At 69.2% G+C, this 18,497-nt stretch carries 17 protein-coding genes; 3 read left to right on the top strand and 14 right to left on the bottom strand.

The features are described 5' to 3' along the window. Positions 1–77: 77 nt before the first annotated feature. From ppdK to ACXJKQ_RS00195, 14 genes are all read right to left on the bottom strand, one after another. The gene (gene ppdK, locus ACXJKQ_RS00260) at positions 78–2,768 is read right to left on the bottom strand and encodes a pyruvate, phosphate dikinase (protein WP_457103757.1); all 2,691 of its coding nucleotides are present in this window, start codon (positions 2,766–2,768) and stop codon (positions 78–80) included. A gap of 251 nt (positions 2,769–3,019) precedes the next feature. Then, entirely contained in the window at positions 3,020–3,163 is a 144-nt protein-coding gene (locus ACXJKQ_RS00255) for a DUF3096 domain-containing protein (protein ID WP_012319762.1), read from the bottom strand. Positions 3,164–3,273: 110 nt separating this feature from the next. Then, complete coding sequence (gene pufC, locus ACXJKQ_RS00250) at positions 3,274–4,377, bottom strand: photosynthetic reaction center cytochrome PufC (protein WP_457103756.1); 1,104 nt, start codon at positions 4,375–4,377, stop codon at positions 3,274–3,276. A 10-nt stretch (positions 4,378–4,387) separates the two neighbouring features. Continuing rightward, positions 4,388–5,368, bottom strand: a complete 981-nt coding sequence (gene pufM / locus ACXJKQ_RS00245; RefSeq protein ID WP_457103755.1) for a photosynthetic reaction center subunit M — start codon at positions 5,366–5,368, stop codon at positions 4,388–4,390. A gap of 80 nt (positions 5,369–5,448) precedes the next feature. Beyond that, entirely contained in the window at positions 5,449–6,273 is an 825-nt protein-coding gene (gene pufL, locus ACXJKQ_RS00240) for a photosynthetic reaction center subunit L (RefSeq protein ID WP_457103754.1), read from the bottom strand. Positions 6,274–6,355: 82 nt separating this feature from the next. Next, positions 6,356–6,547, bottom strand: a complete 192-nt coding sequence (gene pufA / locus ACXJKQ_RS00235) for a light-harvesting antenna LH1, alpha subunit (RefSeq protein WP_012319766.1) — start codon at positions 6,545–6,547, stop codon at positions 6,356–6,358. Positions 6,548–6,557: 10 nt separating this feature from the next. Then, positions 6,558–6,794: a light-harvesting antenna LH1, beta subunit gene (gene pufB / locus ACXJKQ_RS00230; RefSeq protein ID WP_457103753.1), complete on the bottom strand. Its 237-nt coding sequence runs from the start codon at positions 6,792–6,794 to the stop codon at positions 6,558–6,560. 125 nt (positions 6,795–6,919) lie between these two features. Then, entirely contained in the window at positions 6,920–7,141 is a 222-nt protein-coding gene (locus ACXJKQ_RS00225) for a hypothetical protein (protein ID WP_457103752.1), read from the bottom strand. Between the two features lie 35 nt (positions 7,142–7,176). Continuing rightward, positions 7,177–8,643, bottom strand: a complete 1,467-nt coding sequence (gene bchZ, locus ACXJKQ_RS00220) for a chlorophyllide a reductase subunit Z (protein ID WP_457103751.1) — start codon at positions 8,641–8,643, stop codon at positions 7,177–7,179. Next, the gene (gene bchY, locus ACXJKQ_RS00215; RefSeq protein WP_457103750.1) at positions 8,643–10,172 is read right to left on the bottom strand and encodes a chlorophyllide a reductase subunit Y; all 1,530 of its coding nucleotides are present in this window, start codon (positions 10,170–10,172) and stop codon (positions 8,643–8,645) included. Before bchY ends, bchZ begins: the two co-directional genes overlap by 1 nt. A 5-nt stretch (positions 10,173–10,177) precedes the next feature. Beyond that, positions 10,178–11,182, bottom strand: a complete 1,005-nt coding sequence (locus tag ACXJKQ_RS00210) for a chlorophyllide a reductase iron protein subunit X (protein WP_457103749.1) — start codon at positions 11,180–11,182, stop codon at positions 10,178–10,180. Beyond that, positions 11,179–12,117: a chlorophyll synthesis pathway protein BchC gene (gene bchC, locus ACXJKQ_RS00205; protein ID WP_457103748.1), complete on the bottom strand. Its 939-nt coding sequence runs from the start codon at positions 12,115–12,117 to the stop codon at positions 11,179–11,181. Before bchC ends, ACXJKQ_RS00210 begins: the two co-directional genes overlap by 4 nt. Before the next feature lie 94 nt (positions 12,118–12,211). After that, positions 12,212–13,339: a methyltransferase gene (locus ACXJKQ_RS00200; protein ID WP_457103747.1), complete on the bottom strand. Its 1,128-nt coding sequence runs from the start codon at positions 13,337–13,339 to the stop codon at positions 12,212–12,214. Between the two features lie 29 nt (positions 13,340–13,368). Beyond that, a complete protein-coding gene (locus tag ACXJKQ_RS00195) occupies positions 13,369–14,238 on the bottom strand; it encodes a polyprenyl synthetase family protein (RefSeq protein WP_457104056.1) in 870 nt (289 codons plus the stop codon). 109 nt (positions 14,239–14,347) lie between these two features. On the opposite strand from ACXJKQ_RS00195, the gene crtD reads away from it, so the two are divergent. The 3 genes from crtD (at position 14,348) to ACXJKQ_RS00180 (ending at position 18,495) form a co-directional block, all read left to right on the top strand. Then, positions 14,348–15,883 (top strand): 1-hydroxycarotenoid 3,4-desaturase CrtD, encoded by a 1,536-nt coding sequence (gene crtD, locus ACXJKQ_RS00190; protein ID WP_457103746.1) that lies wholly within the window; start codon positions 14,348–14,350, stop codon positions 15,881–15,883. Beyond that, positions 15,880–16,740: a carotenoid 1,2-hydratase gene (locus ACXJKQ_RS00185; RefSeq protein ID WP_457103745.1), complete on the top strand. Its 861-nt coding sequence runs from the start codon at positions 15,880–15,882 to the stop codon at positions 16,738–16,740. The genes crtD and ACXJKQ_RS00185 overlap by 4 nt, the downstream gene beginning before the upstream one ends. Before the next feature lie 504 nt (positions 16,741–17,244). After that, positions 17,245–18,495 carry a glycosyltransferase family protein gene (locus tag ACXJKQ_RS00180; RefSeq protein ID WP_457104055.1) on the top strand — a complete coding sequence of 417 codons (1,251 nt, stop codon included), beginning with the start codon at positions 17,245–17,247 and terminating at the stop codon, positions 18,493–18,495. Positions 18,496–18,497: the final 2 nt, after the last annotated feature.

Here is an 18,497-nt window from a genome sequence, read left to right as displayed (position 1 = left end):
GGACGCGGATTTCCACCGCGCATCCTCTTTATGGTGAAGAACCGTCCGGGGGCGCCCGAGGCGCCCCCGGTCCAGCCTCACCCTTCCTTGCCGGAGACCTTGCCGAGGGCAGCCTGCGCCGCCGCGAGGCGGGCGATCGGCACCCGGTACGGCGAACAGGACACGTAATCGAGGCCGACCTCCTGGCAGAAGCCGATCGAGGCCGGATCGCCGCCATGCTCGCCGCAGATGCCGAGCTTGATATCGGGGCGGGTCTTGCGGCCACGCTCCACGCCGATGCGCACCAGTTCGCCCACGCCCTCCTGATCGATGGTGATGAACGGGTCGGCGGCCAGGATGCCCTTCTGGGTATAGGGACCCAGGAAGGTCGCGGCGTCGTCGCGGGAGATCCCGAGCGCCGTCTGCGTTAGGTCGTTCGTGCCGAAGGAGAAGAACTCCGCTGTCTCGGCGATCTCGCCGGCTTTGAGCGCCGCACGGGGAAGCTCGATCATCGTGCCCACCTGATAGTCGAGGGTCGCGCCCTTCTCCTCGGCGACGGCCTTCGCCATCGCGTCGATGCGCGCCTTCACGATGTCGAACTCGGCCCGCGTGAACACCAGCGGCACCATCACCTCGGGCGTGACCGGGCTGCCGGTATCGGCGGCGGCCTGGACAGCCGCCTCGAAGATGGCCCGGGCCTGCATCTCGGCGATCTCGGGGAACGCGATGGCGAGACGGCAGCCGCGGAAGCCGAGCATCGGGTTGTGCTCTGACAGCTCGCGCGTCCGGTGCCGGATCTTCTCCTCGGAGACACCGGTCGCCTTCACGACCTCGGCGACCTCGGCATCGGTGTGCGGCAGGAACTCATGGAGCGGCGGATCGAGGAGACGGATCGTCACCGGCAGCCCGGACATGATCGTGAACAGCTCGAGGAAGTCCTGACGCTGGTAGGGAAGGATCTTCGCCAGCGCCGTCCGCCGGCCCTCGGCGTCGTCCGCCAGGATCATTTCGCGGACCGCGATGATTCGGTCTCCCTCGAAGAACATGTGCTCGGTCCGGCAGAGACCGATACCCTCCGCACCGAAGTTGCGCGCCGTGCGGGCATCCGTCGGCGTGTCGGCGTTGGCGCGCACCTTCATGCCGCGGATCGCGTCGGCCCATTCCATCAGGGTCGCGAAGTCGCCCGACAGCTCGGGCTCCAGCATCTTCACCTCACCCTGAATGATTTGACCCGTCGAGCCGTCGATGGTGATCCGGTCGCCGGCCTTGAGCGTCGCGCCGCCGACCGTCAGGGTTTGCGCCTTGTAGTCGATCCGGATCGATCCGACGCCCGACACGCAGGGCTTGCCCATGCCGCGGGCGACCACGGCGGCGTGGCTGGTCATGCCACCGCGGGTGGTCAGGATACCCTCGGCGGCGTGCATGCCGTGGATGTCCTCGGGCGAGGTCTCGATGCGGACCAGGATGCATTTGCGCTCGGCCTTGCGATGCGCCTCTGCGTCCTCGGAATTGAACACGATCTCACCGGTCGCCGCGCCCGGCGAGGCCGGCAGGCCCGAGGCGATGACCTTCCGGTCCGCCTTCGGGTCAATGGTCGGGTGCAGGAGCTGGTCGAGGGCGCCAGGCTCGACCCGGCCGATCGCCTCCTCGCGGGAGATCAGCCCCTCGCCCGCAAGATCAACGGCGATGCGCAGGGCCGCCTTGGCCGTGCGCTTGCCGTTGCGGGTCTGGAGCATCCAGAGCTTACCCTTCTCGATGGTGAACTCCATGTCCTGCATGTCGCGGTAATGGCTCTCCAGGATCCCGTAGATCCGGGTCAGCTCCGCGTAGCTCTCGGGCATGGCCTTCTCCATGGAAGGCTTGTCGCTCTCAGCCTCTTTCCGCGCCTTCTCCGTGATATTCTGCGGTGTGCGGATGCCGGCGACCACATCCTCGCCTTGCGCGTTGATCAGGAACTCGCCGTAGAGTGCCTTCTCGCCGGTGGACGGGTTGCGGGTGAAGGCGACGCCGGTGGCCGAGGTGTCGCCCATGTTGCCGAACACCATGGCCTGCACGTTGACGGCCGTGCCCCAGCTCTCCGGAATGTTGTTCAGCTCGCGGTACTTCTTCGCGCGGGGAATCATCCAGGAATTGAACACGGCGCCGATGGCGCCCCAGAGCTGGTCGTCCGCACCCTGCGGGAAGTCCGAGCCGTGCTCGTCGCGCACGATCTTCTTGTAGGTCTGGATCAGGGTCTTCCAGTCGGCGGCGCCGAGTTCGGTGTCGAGGTCGAAACCCTTACCCTCCTTGTAGTGTTCCAGCGCCTCCTCGAAGGCGTGGTGCTCAACGCCGAGCACCACGTTCGAGTACATGGTGATGAAGCGGCGGTAGGAATCGTAGGCGAAGCGCTCGTCGTCGGCCTCCTTGGCCAAGGCCAGCACGGTCTCGTCGTTGAGCCCGAGGTTCAGGACAGTGTCCATCATGCCGGGCATGGAGGCCCGCGCACCCGAGCGGACCGAGACGAGGAGCGGGTTGGTCGAGTCGCCGAACTTGCGGCCGGTCAGCGTGCCGATTTGGGCGAGCGCGGCCGTGACCTGATCCTTCAACTCCGGCGGGTAGGATTTCCCGTGCTCGTAGAAGTAGGTACAGACCTCGGTGGTGATGGTGAAGCCGGGGGGGACCGGCAGGCCGAGATTGGACATCTCGGCGAGGTTGGCGCCCTTGCCGCCGAGCAGGTCGCGCATCTGCGACTTGCCCTCCGCCTTGCCGTCGCCGAAGGCGTAGACCCACTTCGCGCTTCCGGTCGCCATGTCGATCCCGTCCGTCTCTGGTGCCCGGCGCCAGCCGGGCTGATGGGCGGGGTTGGACCATCCCGCAACGCAACGCAAGATGAACGGGCGATGGCCCTGTGCGTGTGACGCTGACGGGTTCGACGGTCTGTCAGGACCGGCCCTTCAAGCCCGTCCGATCGCACGCGTATCAATGGTTGGCGGGCGATGAGACGGTGGCGAGGCGCGCCTCAGGACCGCATCGTGGACGGGCGAGGCCCGTCAGCCGGGCCTCAGTGCAGGATTCCCAACCCGATCACGCCGACGACGATCAGGTATATCGCGACGATGTAGTTGAGGAGCCGCGGCATCACCAGGATCAGGATTCCGGCGAGGATCGCGATCAGCGGCTGGAGGTTCGAGATGGTGATGGTCACGGGCGCCTCCTGAGGCCGAGCTTGGCCGCCGGTATCGACGCCTTTACATCACGGAGGTTCCCTGAAGCTTGAGCGGTGCGGCCGGAGATCCCGGCCGCACCGTGGGCCGATCAGGGCTTCGGCGTGGGCGTCTGAGTGCCGGGGATCGGATCCTTCGCCTCGCCGGTCGGCAGGCTCACGGCGATCGTTGGGTGCGCCAGCTCCGGATAGGGCTCGATCACGTTGGCGCCGTTGAGCGGCTTGTTGGCGCCGTTATGGCAGGTGGCGCAGTTGATCTTCGGCGCATCCCCGAGAACGCCCAGGCGGTTCCGCGGAAAGGTCGAGGTCAGTGGGGTCATGTAGTCCTGGTTGAGATCGCGGACCATGCGGATGCCGTACCAGGCATGGACGCGGTTCGGCGTGCTGGTATCCCACTGCGCCACCGAGCGGGTGTTGTGGCAGAAGGTGCAGTTGACGCCGAGCGATTGCGACATGCTGATCATGATCGCGAAGGTCTTCTCCGCGTCCTGGATCGGCTTGCCCTTGGTCTCGGGCAGCGCCGTGGTGGCGTTGACCCGTACGGCGTCCTCGGACGTGTCCTTGTGCTGGTAGAAGGCCTGATAGACGTCGTAGGGCAGCGACGTATTGCCGACCTCGGGTGAAGCCAGGTTCTGGCCGTTGTTGCGCGGAATGAACCGCCCTGCGCCCTGGACCGGGTGGTCGAACCAGATGTTCGCGGGCACGGGATTGCCACGGTGGCAGGTGTAGCAGGTCACGCCGGCCTGATGGACGTGATTCTCCTTCCAGGACGAATTGATGTACTGGGTCATCTGCAGCATGCGCCGGGCGACACGCTTCTGGTACAGTTCGTCCGAGGCCATGTTCTCGGTGCTATGGCAGTAGGTGCAGCCCTGCTGGGGCGCCACCCACTCGGTGATCGACACCATCAGCCGGTTGAACTGTTCGGCCGAAAGATCGCCTAGCACCTGGACGTTCTCGTAGACCGCGGAGGCCTTGTCCCCGCCCGCGTCGGCCGGGTCGGCGGGGGTCGGCGCGACGTTGGCCGCCGCCAGCGCCTCGTTGCCGGCGCGGGTGCGGATCAGGTCCATCCCGGTTCCGCGGAAGCCGGTCTGCTTGTTCGCCATCGGCGGGTGGGTCCACCCGGCGCCGCCGAACATCGCGATCGTGAGGAACAGGGCGAGCGCACCGCCGACTACCGCCAGTATCGTCTTCATGACGGCCTCCTCACGGCTTCATGCCGGGTGCGAGATGGGCGGGGTCGACGATCGGGCCGTAGACCTGCGGATACGAGGGAGCGACGCCGTGCTTGACGGCCCAGAGGTACCAGTTGTCGACGACAGTGCCGGTGAGCAGGATGCCGATGCCGCCGGTGAGCGTCGTCAGCACCGCGAACCACCACGCCCAGCGGTGGATCGATTCCATCGTGGCGTTGAAGCCCATGGTCCAGCGCCAGAACAGGGCAGCGCGTTCGGTGGCCGTGCCGCGGTCGACGATCTGGTCGATCTCGCGCTCGGCGCCGTAGCGCGAGCAGGCCAGGATCGTGCCCCCATGCATCGCGAACAGCAGCGTCGATCCGTAGAGAAACGTGATCGAGAGCATGTGGAACGGGTTGTAGAACAGATTTCCGTAGCGGAGCGAGAAGGCCGCGGTCCAATCGAGGTGCGGGAAGATGCCGAAGGGCACCGCCTGCGACCACGAACCCATCAGCACCGGCCGAATGAAGCCGAGGACGAGGTAGAGCCAGATCGCCGAGGCGAAGGCCCACGGAACGTGCGTGCCGAGGCCAAGCGCCCGCGCCCGCCGGTAGAGGTGAACCCACCAGAGCAGGATCGAGGCCGTCAGGAAGAAGCCTGCGATGAGCCACCAGCCGCCCTCGTTGAGGGGCGGAAGAACCTTGAGGCCGTATTTCGGCAGCGGCGGCTCGAGCGCAAGCCACGGCAATTGCCGGACGAACTGCACCGGATCCCAGTTGACCGACGCCCACATGTTGAGGCCGATAATCTCGAAGGCGATCAGCCCGCAGGTGATCGAGAGCGCCGCGATGTACCCGATATAGATCGGGCCGACCTGGCTGTTGCCGATGAGTCCGAACAGGTAGCTGTTGAACGGCTTTCCGACCCGGTCGTCGACCGACACCGGAACGCCGTGCTCCGGTACCAGCGGGCGCACCTGAACCTGTGTGAAGATGTTCTGGTAATAGGCCATGGCCTGCCCTCCCCCGGAGTGCCGCGCGCTCGGCGACGGCGACCCCTGTTATTCCCCTCGTTCCGATCGCGTCCGATCAGTCACCGCCACACGGGCAGGTTGAGCCACCAGCCCCACCATTGCGGCCAGCCCTGCGTCCAGAACGGTCCGCTGATCACGATGCAGACCGCGCTCCAGAAGCCCGCCGACAGGGCCAGGAACAGGCCTAAACGGTGGATGCCTAGGGTACCGATCGAGTAGCCGATCGTGTCGCGGAAGAAGGTGTCCTCGTGCTCGGGCGTCTTCACGGTTTCGCCCTTCTTCGGATTGGTCGCCGCGAGGATCAGGCCGCCGTGCATCGCGAGCGCCAGCGTCGTGGTGAAGAAGAACGTCACCGCCAGCATGTGCGCCGGATTGTAGTGGAAGTGGAGGTACTGGTAGCCGGTGTTGGACACCCAATCGAGGTGGCTCAGGATGCCGTAGGGGAATCCGTAGCCCCAGGCGCCCATCAGGAACGGCCGGACCACCACCAGGGTGAAATAGGCGAAGATCGCCATCCCGAAGGCCGCCGGCACGTGGTAGCCGATGCCGAGCTTGCGGCAGATCTCGACCTCGCGCAGCGCCCAGCACACGAACGAGCCCAGCGCGCACATGGTGATGATCTGCCAGAGGCCGCCCTCCTTGAGGGGTGCGAGCCTTAGCCCGTAGCTGATATCGGGCGGCGCGATGTTGATTTGCCAGACGTTCCAGGTCGGCCCGATGGCCGCGCCGTAGATGACCAGCGCGGTGCCGAGCACCGTGAAGAACAGTCCGACGACGCCGAAGAAACCGACGAAGAACGGCCCGACCCAGAAGTCGAACAGGTCGCCGCCGAGCAAGGTGCCGCCGCGGACCCTGTATTTGCGCTCGAAGCTCAGCATCGCCATGGCGGCTGCTCCTCACTCAGGCCAGAGAAAGGGATGGATGGGGTGACCGCGGCCCTCGCGCGCCGCGGTCCGAACCGACCGGTCAGGCCGGCATCTGCGGCAGGGCGAGCGTGATGGTGTTCTCGGCCGCCTTGTTGTTTCTCGGACCGTCCAGCCAGTTGAACCGGTCGGTCGAGAGCAGGATGAAGTGGATCAGCAGCGCCAGGATGAAGAGGAAGGTGAACAGAGCCACCAGCGTGCGCCGCGGATCGAACAGCAACCAAACCTTGTGCATTTGATCCTCCTCAGCCGATCATCGTGACGAGGGCGTGGGCCGCATCGCGGACGCCCTCGAGAGAGGCGTAGCCCTGCGGTCCGGGGAGCCACGGACGCCACATCCAGACGAGGATGTGGGCGACCACGGCGATCGCCGTGAAGATGAGGAAGCTCGTCAGGAAGATCGCGTGGAACTCCTTGGCTTCCGGTTCCGTCAGCCCGGACAGGCTGCTCGGTCTTTCTGTTGTGACGGATCCACTGGCCATCGTTCAGACCTCCGTGTGTTGGCCGCGTCTCTCGCGAGGCGCGACGGGTACAGCCGTGATGCCCAGCGGCAACCACAGCCCGACTTCCCCCGCGTCACCGGACGGAAGTGTCTCGCTCAGGGGCATCAGCCCATGAAGGCGAAGGGAATCGCCTGAACCGCCATGGCGCGCGCCTCGCCGAACACCGAGCGGCGCGCCGGCATCAGGCCCGTGCGGGCCATCTCGCGGGTCGGCCGGAACCGGCTCAGCGCCGCGGCGGCCAGGAAAAACGGGTAGGTCGCGGCCAGGATCAGCCGGAACTGAAGCTCCTCCTGGTGCTGGCGGCCGGTCGGGACCATCGTTCGCATCGTGAGGTCTCCTCTGGGTGAAACGGAAGGGGTGCTCATGCCGGGATCCCCCCGGCGAGATCGGCCCGCGCCCGCGCCACATGGGCGGGCGCAACGGCCGCGGATTCGGTGTCCCGCGCGGCCCGCTCGGCGGCGTCGCGCAGGCGCTTGGCGGCGGAGATCCGCGCCAGGACCGGCTGGGCCTCCACGAGGCTGTCCAGCGCCTGCCGGGCGGCCTCGTCCCAGGGCAGTTCCCGGTGGTTCCGGGCCGGCGTGGCCTCGACCTTGTCCATGTCGCGGGCGAGCGGCAGGATGTGGAAGAGCGTGTCGAACAGGGCGTTGCAGACTTCCTGAACCAGGTAGGTCGCCCCCGCGTAGCCCATGAACGGCGTACCGGTGTGCCGTCGGATAATCGCGCCGGGGAACGAGGCCGGCACGTAGGTCGCCCGCGCGCCGCACTCGGCCAGGTACATCCGCTCGTTGAAGGAGCCGAACAGCACCAGCGGTGGCTTCGCCGCGATCGCCGCGCGGACCGCCGCATTGTCGGGCTTCAGCCCCGCGGAGCGTCCGAAGGCGAAGTGGCAGGGCAGCCCCATCTCGTCTTCGAGAAAATGGCGCACGCCTCGGGCGTAGGTCTCGGTGGCGGCGATGCCGAAGCTCGCCGTGCCGAAGAAGTCCTGGGTCACCGACCGCCAGAGATCCCAGACCGGCTTGATGGTCGTGTGCCGCTCCCGCTCGATGAACGGCTCGGGATCGAGGCCCAGGATCTCGCCCAGGGAGCGCAGGAACTTGGTCGTCGAGAGGATGCCGATCGGCGCCTGCAGATAGGGCCGCTCCAGATCCTCGCAGAGCAGGCGTCCGAACTCGCGATACAGGCAGATGTTGGCGTCGGCGTTAATGAGCTTCGGCACGTCCGCGAGGTGCGAGCCCAGCGGGAAGGTGAGGTTCACCTCGGCGCCGATGCCCTCCACGAGCCGCCGGATCTCGGCGAGGTCCGAGGGCATGTTGAAGGTACCGTAGGCCGGACCGATGAGGTTCACCCGCGGCCGCTCGCCGGGCTTGCGCTCGGGTCGGGCCGGGATGCCCTTCTTGGCGAATTTCTTCGCCCCGTATTCCTGCCAGAGCCAGCGCATGGCCCGGTCGGCCGCCTGCCACTGATCCTCGTCGATGGTGCGCGGCAGAAACCGCTGCAGGCCGGTGCCCTCGGGGGTCACGCCGCCGCCGATCATCTCGGCGATCGAGCCGGTGACGACCACACTGGGCTGACCCGGATCGAGGGTCGCGTGGGCGCGCTTCATGGCGCCCTCGGTCCCGTGACGGCCGAGTTCCTCCTCGGCGAGGCCGGTCACGACGATCGGCAATTCGTGTGGCGGCAGCGCGTCGGTGTAGTGCAGCACCGACGTGACCGGCAGGTTCTCGCAGCCTACGGGGCCGTCGATGACGACCTGCAGGCCCTTGATCGCCGTGAAGACGTAGACCGCGCCCCAGTATCCACCGGCCCTGTCGTGATCGAGGATCAGCATCACGCCATCTCCCCGATCGGCTTCGGTGCGCCCTCGATCTTCGGACCCTGCCGCCGCTGCGGCACCTCCTGCCAGACGCCGGCGGCGTGTCCGGTGCCGACGCCCTCGAAGAAGTCGCGCATGGCGTCGAACCGCGCCTTGTTGCCCAGCGCGGCGTTGATCACCGTGGCGAGGGACCCGGCGCCGGCCGCGCCCATCAGCGGGCGGGCGGAGATCAGGTTGGTGAAGTAGAGGGCGGGCGTGCCGCGCTCCTTGGCCCGCTGCACCACCGGCGTCGTGCCGATGGCGAGATCGGGCTTGAGCGAGTCGAGGGCGTAGAGGTCGTCCTCCAGGGAGGCGCGATACTGGACCTGCGTGCCGCGGGACTCGAGCCAGTCGCGGTCCGCCTCCGACCAGGGCGTGCGCGGGCAGGCCGTGCCGACATAGGGGACCTCGGCGCCGCTCTCGACGAGGAGACGCGCCACGAGGAGTTCCGAGCCCTCATAGCCCGAGAGGGTGATCCGTCCCTTGACCGGCATCGCCCCGAGCGCCCCGCGGATGCCCGGCAGGATCCGGTTCTTGGCCGCCTCGACGGTGGCACGGGGCACGGCGCAGGCCTCGCCGATCCGGTCGAGCCAGTCGGCCGTCCCGTCGACGCCCACGGGGGCGGAGCCGACGATCGGCCGACCCGCGGCTTCGAACTCCCGGATGGAGGCCGTGTAGAACGGGTGGATCGCCGCCACGGCAGCGCAATCCAGCGCCGCGTAGAGTTCGCGCCATTCCCGGGTCGGCACCACCGGGCCGGCCGCCAACCCCAGCGGCTCGAGGAGCGCACCGATGACCACGGGGTCGGCCGGGAACACCTCGCCGAGGAGCGCCACGCTCGGGCGCTCCGAGCGGCCGCCGCGCGGCGCCGCCACCGGACCCTGCTCGGCTTCCGCGCGGGCGACCTTCAGCATGGCGCCAGCCAGGACGTCCTTGGCCTCGGCATGGGTCGGCACGCCGAAGCCCGGCACGTCGATGCCGATCACCCGGACGCCGTCGATCTCCTTCGGCAGAAGCCGCAGCGGAACACCGGAGGCCGTGGGAACGCACAGGTTGATGACGACGACGGCGTCGTAATCCTCGGGCTTCGCCGTGGCGTAGACCGCGTCGCGGATATCCTCGAACAGCTTGCCGGTGACCAGGGTCTCTGAGTTGAACGGCACGTAGCCGACGCTGCGCCGGGCGCCGTAGAAGTGCGACGTGAAGGTCAGGCCGTAGACGCAGCAGGCCGAGCCGGAGAGGATCGTGGCGGTCCGGCGCATGCGCAGGCCGACGCGCAGCGAGCCGAAGGCCGGGCACATGCTCTGCGGCTGGTCGTGCGGCCCCTGCGGGTAATCCTCACGGAGCTGGGCCAGCGTCTCCGACATCCCGGCGGCTTCCGCGGCCGCAACCATCGCGTCCTTGCCGGCGTGGCAGCCGAGCCCGTCGGCCTGCGCGGCGGCGAGATCGATGGTGGCCGGCGCCTTGCGGGCGCGCAGATCGGCGATATCGAGGGAGACGGCCATGCGCGTCAGACCTCGTCGTAGACGACTTCGAGGGACGGCTTGGACACGTGGGCGACGCCACACATGTCCTCGTGGGTCGCCGGCACCAGCACCACGTCGCGGCCGGTGACGTCGCTGGAGAACAGTCCGAGCAGCCCGTCCTGCGTGAGCGGCGTCGGCCGGTGCGGCGCGGCGTCGGCGACGTTGGCGGCCAGATCCGAGAACAGGCTGCCCCAGCGGCTCTCCGGCCGGCCGATGATTTCGTAATTCGCGCTCTTGCGGCGGATGTCGTCGTCCGCCGGGATCGAGGCCAGGACCGGGATGCCGGCAGCCTCAGCGAAGGCCTGGGCCTCGCCGGTGCCGTCGTCCTTGTTGATCACGAGACCGCCGACGCCGACATTGCCGCCGAGCTTGCGGAAGTATTCGACCGCCGAGCAGACGTTGTTGGCGACGTAGAGCGATTGCAGGTCGTTCGAGCCGACGACGATGACCTTCTGGCACATGTCCCGGGCGATCGGCAGGCCGAAGCCGCCGCAGACCACGTCGCCGAGGAAGTCGAGGAGGACGAAGTCGAAGCCCCAGTCGTGGAACCCGAGCTTCTCGAGCAGTTCGAAGCCGTGGATGATGCCGCGGCCGCCGCAGCCGCGCCCGACCTCGGGGCCGCCGAGTTCCATGGCGTAGACGCCGTCGCGCTTGAAGCAGACGTCGCCGATGGCCACTGCCTCGCCGGCAAGCTTCTTCTTCGTCGAGGTCTCGATGATCGTCGGGCAGGCCTTGCCTCCGAAGAGGAGCGAGGTGGTGTCGCTCTTCGGGTCGCAGCCGATCAGCAGGACCTTCTTGCCCTGCTGGGCCATCATGTAACTGAGATTGGCCAGCGTGAACGACTTGCCGATGCCGCCCTTGCCGTAGATCGCGATGATCTGCGTTTCCTTCTTGGCCGGCCTCGTGACCACGGGATCCGGCTCGACCGCCGCCTCGGCGCGGAGTTCTGCGGCTTGGGACAGGGCAGCCTTGTTCAGCTGAACGTTCACGCGGCGTCCCTCCAATCGAGGATCATCTTCAGGCAGGCCGGATCCGCGAAGGCGGTGCGGTAGGCGTCCTGCGCCCGCGTCGCGGGAACACGGTGGGTGATCAGCCCGTCGAGGGAGAGCCGGCCGCTCTCGATCAGCATGGTCACCGCCGCCGTGTCCTCAGCCCGGAACTCGGCGGAGATCCGGATCCGTGCCTCGCGCATGAAGGCAGGCGGAAAGGCGAAGCTTAGGGGCGCCTCGTAGAACCCAGCCAGGACGATCTCGCCGCCCGGCGCCAGGCGGGCGATCAGATCGTCCAGGCCGGCCGCGTTCCCGCTGACGTCGGTGATCGTCGCGTAGTCGCGACGCGGATCGGAGTCGGGCGCGACGACCGTGTATCCGTGGTCTCCCGCAGCCCGGGCCGGATCCGTCTCCCAGACGGTGGGCTCGGCCCCCGCCGCAACCGTCAGACGCGCGAGCAGCCGGCCGAGGACGCCGTGGCCGACGATGAGCGGCGTGGCGCCGGGTCCGATGCCACCGAGGGCGCGATAGGCCGTGGCGGCGAGAGCGAGGAGGCAGGCCCGGTCCCCGAGCGCCGCGTCCACCGGCACGAGACGTGCGGCCGGAACCACCAGATGCGAGGCGGCACCACCGAAAAGCCCGCGAACCGAGCCGAAGCAGCGCGCACCCGGAACGTAGACCGTCTGGCCGCTGCGGACCGAGGCACCGGCATCGGCCTCCACGACGGTGCCGACCGATTCATAGCCGGGAACGAGGGGGTATCCCATCCCGGGGAACGGCGGCATGCGGCCCGACCAGAGCAACCGCTCGGTGCCGGTGCTGATCCCGCTCCAGGACACCGCGACGACGGCATCCGCTTCGCCGGGCGCCGTCAGAGCTACGCGCTGCACCGCAAGCTGCTCTGGCCTTTCAAGAATAACTGCCAGAGCGTCCATGGCTGGAAACATCCACCCTATGTTGTGCGACTCTCGCCGAGGCGAAACCGCTATGTGTCATCCTAGATAGACATATGTCAGCGTCAAGTGACAGTTACGAAACCGCGCCTGTTTTTTGGGCTTGAAGCACTCTCGTGAGCAGCGGACGGCGGGTTGGATGCTCATGCGTCGTCGCGAAACCTGCACTGCGGAGCATCGCGTGAAGCTCTTCGGCGCGTCGCGGCCTGCCGGACCCCATCGCCAGGAGGTAGAAGCCGAAATACGCGTCCCCGACGGGTTCTGCGCCGGGCGTGCCCGCCAAGGGCTCGGCAAGCAGCAATGTGCCGCCCGGCGGAAGCGCCGCGTGGACGGCCTTGAGCAGCGCGAGGGCGGGCTCGTCATCGTGGTCGTGGACGATTCGGACCAGGGAGATCGCGTCGGCGCCCGGCGGCAGGCCGTCGTGGAAATCCCCGCCGCGGCAGGCGATCCGGCCGCCGAGGCCGGCCCGAGCGAGGCGGGCGGCGGCGCGCTCCGCCACCGGTGGCAGGTCGAACAGCGTAAGGCGCGGGGCCGCGTGCCGACGCGCCACCGCCTGCAGGAAGGCTCCTTCGCCGCCACCGACATCCATCAGGTGCACGACCCGCGACAGATCGCAGGCATCGAGCACGTCCTCGGCGATCAGAGCCTGCGACGCGCCCATCAGGCCGCCATAGGGTGCTACCGTGCGCGCATCGCCCGTCACGCCGGTGGCGTAGGGCCAGTAGCCCGAGAGGCGCGTCGGCCGGCCCTGTCCCCGCAGGAGCGCCACCGGATCGGAAAGGTCGGCGTAGAGCAGCGCGTGGTGCTCGATCATGGCGGCGATGCCGGGATTGCCGACCAGCGCGGCTCCGAGGTCGGCCAGCCCGAATCGGTCGCCCGGCAGGGTGCGAAGCAGCCCGAGGGAGTCGGCCGCCCGCAGCAGGGTCCGGGCGTTAACCGGCGGGAGGTCGAGCCGCCGCGCCAGTTCGTCGACCGTCAGGGGGCCATCGGCCAGAACCGCGAAGAGTTCGAGGCGGATGCAGGCGGTCAGGACCTGCGCGTAGACGAAGCCCGCGCAGAGATCGAACAGCGCACGGGTGTTCCGGCGGGCGATGCGGCGGGTGAGCGGGAAGCCCGCGGCCCAGCGCTGAAAGCGCGGGTTGGCCACGAGACGGTTGCGCCACGCGAGCCACCTGTCCGCCCAGGCGAGCGGCGCCGATGGCATCGCCGCGGCGTCCGGAAGAGGTCCGGCGCTCAGGCCATCACCGCCCGCAGGCTCGCGGGCAGGAATAGCCGCGCCTGCGCCTCGATCTCGGCGGTCAGTGTGCCCAGACGGGGACAGGACGGGATCGCCGCTACCGCCTCGCGGGTCAGTCGGGACAGGCGGTCCAGAGCCCCGTCCGTGCCGAGCAGCGCGGCGGCGTTGGGGCGCCCCAGTGTCGCGTCGCGCCCAGCGGGCTTGCCGATCTCCTCCTGGCGGCAGGCGACGTCCCGCAGGTCGTCGGCCACTTGGTAGGCCTCGCCGAGGCACTCGCCGAGCCTGCGCCAGGGTTCCGGCTCGGCCCCCGCCGCCGCCGCTCCGGCGACCGCAGCGGCCGCGAACAAGGCTCCGGTCTTCGCCTGCTGGTAGTCGCTCAGGCTGACATGAGCCTCCGATTCCCAGGCTTGGCCCGCCGCGATGCCCGACGGGGAACCGGCTGCCCGGCCAAGGAGCCCGACCAGCCGTCCGAGTCGCGCCGGATGCTGGCCGGCGGCACGCGCCAAGGTCTCGAAGGCCAGAACGATGAGCGCGTCGCCGGTGAGGACGGCGATCGGTTCGCCGAACGCCACGTGCACAGAAGGCTTTTGCCGGCGCATCGGTGCGTCGTCGAAGCACGGCAGATCGTCATGGACCAGTGAGGCGCAATGCAGGAGTTCGATGGCGGCGGCGGCAGCCTCGGATCCCGCCGGATCGTCGTCGCCGCAGGCGTGGGCCACCGACAGGCACAGGCGGGGTCGGATCCGGTGACCGCCGGGGAACACCGCGTAGCGCAGCGCCTCCGCCAGCAGCGGCGGCGCACCCGGCGCTTCCGCATAGGCCACGGCGCGATCCAGCGCCATTTCGATCCGTCGACCGGGCTCCATCGCGTCGCCTCCCGTGTTGTGATCTGTTGTCATCAACAGGTGTCATTTCTTATTGACACTTTGGCGCCCACAGATCAATCCCGTTTCCGGGGGAGAAGGCGGAGCCAGCGTGGCGCAGGAACGCGTCGTCGTGATCGGAGCCGGGATCGGCGGCCTCGCCGCCGCCCTGCGGCTCGCCCATGCCGGTTTCGACACGACGGTCCTGGAACGGGCACCCCATCCCGGCGGAAAGATGCGGGCTGTCCCGGTCGGGTCGCGGGCCGTCGAGGCTGGGCCGACCGTCTTCACCATGCGCTGGGTGTTCGAGGAGCTGTTCGCCGAATGCGATGCGCGCCTCGATGAGCGCGTCGCCCTCGCCCCGGCGCACCTCCTCGCCCGCCACGCCTGGAGCCGGGACGAGCGACTGGACCTCTTCGCCGACATCGAGGCCTCGGCGGCCGCCATCTCGGCCTTCGCGGGCGCCCGTGAGGCGGACGGCTACCGGCGATTCTGCGCGCGCTCGGCCGAGGTCTACAGGACCCTCGAGGGGCCGTTCATCCGGGAGGGCCGGACCGGACCTGCGGGCCTCGCGCAGCGGGTCGGGCTCTCGGGCCTCGGCGACCTCTGGCGGATCCAGCCCTTCACGACGCTCTGGTCGGCGCTCGGCGCCTATTTCCGCGATCCGCGGCTGCTGCAGCTGTTCGGCCGCTATGCCACCTATTGCGGCGCCTCGCCGTTCACCGCACCGGCGACGCTGATGCTCGTGGCCCATGTGGAGCAGACCGGGGTCTGGACCGTCGCCGGGGGGCTCAGCAGCCTGGCCCGGGCAGTGGCCGATCTCGCCGCGGAGCGGGGCGCGACGTTCCGCTACGACGCGGAGGTGGAGCGGATCCTTGTCGCGGGCGGCCGTGTGGTCGGCGTGCGCCTGACGGATCACACAGTGGTTCCGGCCGATCGCGTCGTCTGCAATGCCGATTGCGCCGCCCTCGGGGCTGGGCTGTTCGGCCCCGAGGCGATCGCTGCCGGCGAGCGGCTCGCGCCGGGCGAGCGCTCGCTTTCGGCGGTCACGGTCTGCGCGGAGGCGATCGCCACCGGGTTCCCGCTCGCACACCACACGGTGTTCTTCTCGCGCGACTATCGCGCCGAGTTCGATACCATCCTGCGCGACCGCCGCCTGCCCGACGATCCGACCGTCTACGTCTGCGCCCAGGACCGGGATGCGGCGGGCGCGTCGCCGGACGGTCCCGAGCGCCTGCTCATGCTCGTCAACGCCCCGGCGGACGGCCGGGAGCGACCGCTCACACTGCCGGAGATCGAGAGATGCGAAGGGACCCTGATCCGCCGGCTGGAGGCCTGCGGGCTCACCCTGGCCTCCACCTCGTCCGCGGTGACGACGACACCGCGGGACTTCGACGCCCTGTTTCCCGCGACGAGCGGAGCCCTGTACGGTCGGGCGGCGCAGGGCTGGGCGACGACCTTCAAGCGCGCGGGGTCGCGGACGGCCCTGCCGGGACTCTACCTGGCGGGGGGCTCGATCCATCCCGGCCCGGGCGTGCCGATGGCCGCGCAATCTGGGCGGCTAGCGGCGGCAGCGATCCTGGACGACCGCGATTCGATGGCCCGGTCGCGCGGGGCGGCTACGCGTGGTGGTACGTCGATGCGGTGAGCGACGACGGGCGCCAGGGCCTCACGATCATCGCCTTCATCGGAAGCGTGTTCTCACCCTATTACGGCTGGAGCGCCGAGAAGGACCCCTTCGCCCATTGCGCGATGAACGTCGTCCTCTACGGCGATCGCAGGCGCTTCGCGATGACCGAGCGCCGCGCCGCCAGCCTGTCACGGAATGCCGACCACATCGCGATCGGACCGAGCGCCATGCACTGGGACGGCACGGCGCTCACCGTTCGGATCGACGAGCGCGGGTCGCCCCTGCCCCACCGGGTCCGCGGCACGGTACGCCTGGAGCCCCGCGGGTTCACGGCCGGCCCGTTCCACCTCGACCGCGCGGGCCGCCACCGCTGGTGGCCGATGGCGCCGTCCTCGCGGGTCGAGGTCAGCTTCGACAAGCCGAATCTGCGCTGGAGCGGCAGCGGATACTTCGACACGAATGACGGCGACGAGCCCCTCGGGGCCGCCTTCTCCCGGTGGACTTGGTGCCGGGCGGACCTGCAGGACGGGGCCGCCATCCTGTACGACGTGCAGCACCGCGACGGTGGCGGCCAGAACCTGTCGCTCCGGTTCTCCAGCGATGGCAGCCGCCGAGACATCCGTCCGCCGCCCGGCGCCGCACTGCCGGCGACAGGCTTCTGGCGGATGCCCCGCGAGACCCGCAGCGACGGCGGCCGGTCGCGCGTGCTCGCGACGTATGAGGACACCCCGTTCTATGCTCGCTCCCTGCTCGCCTCGACGCTGGGCGGCGAGCCGGTCCGGGCGATGCACGAGAGCCTTTCGCTCGACCGGTTCCAGAATCCGCTGGTGCAGCTCATGCTGCCGTTCCGGATGCCGCGGCCGCCGGCGCCGTGAGCGGCGCACCTCAGCGCGTCGGACCATGGTCCCCTGCGATCCGGGCCGACGCGCAAAGGCTGGCCGCTGAGGGCCACGCAGCCCGACGTCGCCAAGTTGAAGCTGAAGGGGAAGATGAGGGGCCATCCGGCTAGCGCTGGCAGGCGCCGCGCCCGAACGGGGGGCGCGAAATCGTAGACCGGCAGGTTCACCGACAGCAGGAGGGCGACGAGCGCGTACCGCCACCCGAACCGGGCTGACAAAGCTGCCGAGCCTGTGGTCGCACCGGTTCCGTCGCGGCTCCGGACCGGCGCCCTCGACGAGGACGGTCGGGAGGACCGAACGAAATCCACAGTCAGGCGGCGAGGTCCGTAATGGCGAAAAGCCGGGCCTCGTTGCCCTACGGATCCGGAAGATCGGCCCGAAACGCCCGCCGCCGCAACAGGTGGGTTTGCGGCACGGCCCGGCTTGTGCGAGAGGGCGGCGGCTGCGATCCTTGCGCCGTCAACCGGGGCGGTCACCGTGATGCGACTGGACGAGGCGTTTTCGGCCCCCCGCGTCCTGATCTACAGCCACGATACCTTCGGGCTCGGACATCTGCGCCGCTCGCGGGCGATCGCCAACGCGATCGTGGCGTGCAACCCCGGGGCACGGGCGATGATCGTCTCCGGCTCGCCGGTCGTCGACCGCTTCGCCTTCGCGCCGGGCGTGCGGACGGTGCGGCTGCCGCCGGTCACCAAATTCGCCGACGGGGGATACGCCAGCCTCGACGGCGCGACTCCTCTGGCGCGCACCGTCGAGAAGCGCTCCAGGATCATCGAAGAGGCCTGCGGGGCGTTCCGACCCGACCTGATCATCGTCGACAAGGAGCCGGCCGGGTTCCACGGCGAGCTGTTGCCGGTCCTCGAGCAAGCGGCGGATCGCGGTATTCGCCTGATCCTGGGCCTGCGCGACGTCCTCGACGACGCCGATCGCCTCGTGCCGGAATGGGAGCGCAAGGGCGCCGCCGAGACGATGGCGCGCTTCTACGACGAGATCTGGGTCTACGGCCTGCGCCACATCCACCAGCCCCTGGCAGCCCTGCCGATGGAGCCGGAGATGGCCGCCCGCATCGACGAGCGTTTGATCTACACAGGCTATCTGCGCCGGGACCTTCCGGAGCGCCGCGCCGACCGCGAGGAGCCGGCGGTCGCCTGCGGCCCGTTCATTCTCGTCACACCAGGGGGGGGCGGCGACGGAGCGGCCGTGATCGATTGGGTGATCGCCGCCTACGAGACCGATCCCGGGATCCCCCTGCCTGCGCTCATCGCCTTCGGGCCCTTTCTGGACATCGGAACCCGCGACGGATTCGCGGCCCGCATTCGCGAGCTCGGCGGCCGGATCGCCGCCATCACCTTCGACAGCGAGATCGAGTTCCTCATGCGCAAAGCCGCCGGCGTCGTCGCCATGGGCGGCTACAACACCTTCTGCGAGATCCTGTCCTTCGACCGTCGCGCGATCCTCGTGCCCCGGACCGAGCCGCGGCGGGAGCAGGCGATCCGCGCCCTCGCCGCCGAGCGGCTTGGCCTCGCCCGGGTGCTGATGGAGTCTGACGGCCGGGCGCCCGAGCGCATGGCCGCGGCGCTGCGCGCCCTGCCGGAGCAGGAGGTGCCGTCGCGGGTCCTGGTTCCGGGCTTGCTCGACGGACTCGACGCCGTCGCCCGCCGCGTCCGGGCGCTGATGGCTCGGGACGGCGCCGACGAAGCCGCGCGTCCGCGCCTAACGGCTTTCTCGTGAGC

Source organism: Methylobacterium sp. P5_C11 (assembly GCF_054049775.1).
Note: the sequence above shows the minus strand (reverse complement) of the source record. Positions and strands in the feature narration are given on the sequence as shown.

Bases quoted from the DNA above. Each gene is read 5' to 3' on its own strand.
- ppdK (WP_457103757.1), bottom strand. From the start codon at position 2,768: ATGGCGACCGGAAGCGCGAAGTGGGTCTACGCCTTCGGCGACGGCAAG.
- pufC (WP_457103756.1), bottom strand. From the start codon at position 4,377: ATGAAGACGATACTGGCGGTAGTCGGCGGTGCGCTCGCCCTGTTCCTC.
- pufM (WP_457103755.1), bottom strand. From the start codon at position 5,368: ATGGCCTATTACCAGAACATCTTCACACAGGTTCAGGTGCGCCCGCTG.
- pufL (WP_457103754.1), bottom strand. From the start codon at position 6,273: ATGGCGATGCTGAGCTTCGAGCGCAAATACAGGGTCCGCGGCGGCACC.
- pufA (WP_012319766.1), bottom strand. From the start codon at position 6,547: ATGCACAAGGTTTGGTTGCTGTTCGATCCGCGGCGCACGCTGGTGGCT.
- pufB (WP_457103753.1), bottom strand. From the start codon at position 6,794: ATGGCCAGTGGATCCGTCACAACAGAAAGACCGAGCAGCCTGTCCGGG.
- ACXJKQ_RS00225 (WP_457103752.1), bottom strand. From the start codon at position 7,141: ATGCGAACGATGGTCCCGACCGGCCGCCAGCACCAGGAGGAGCTTCAG.
- bchZ (WP_457103751.1), bottom strand. From the start codon at position 8,643: ATGCTGATCCTCGATCACGACAGGGCCGGTGGATACTGGGGCGCGGTC.
- bchY (WP_457103750.1), bottom strand. From the start codon at position 10,172: ATGGCCGTCTCCCTCGATATCGCCGATCTGCGCGCCCGCAAGGCGCCG.
- bchC (WP_457103748.1), bottom strand. From the start codon at position 12,117: ATGGACGCTCTGGCAGTTATTCTTGAAAGGCCAGAGCAGCTTGCGGTG.
- ACXJKQ_RS00200 (WP_457103747.1), bottom strand. From the start codon at position 13,339: ATGCCATCGGCGCCGCTCGCCTGGGCGGACAGGTGGCTCGCGTGGCGC.
- ACXJKQ_RS00195 (WP_457104056.1), bottom strand. From the start codon at position 14,238: ATGGAGCCCGGTCGACGGATCGAAATGGCGCTGGATCGCGCCGTGGCC.
- ACXJKQ_RS00180 (WP_457104055.1), top strand. From the start codon at position 17,245: ATGCGACTGGACGAGGCGTTTTCGGCCCCCCGCGTCCTGATCTACAGC.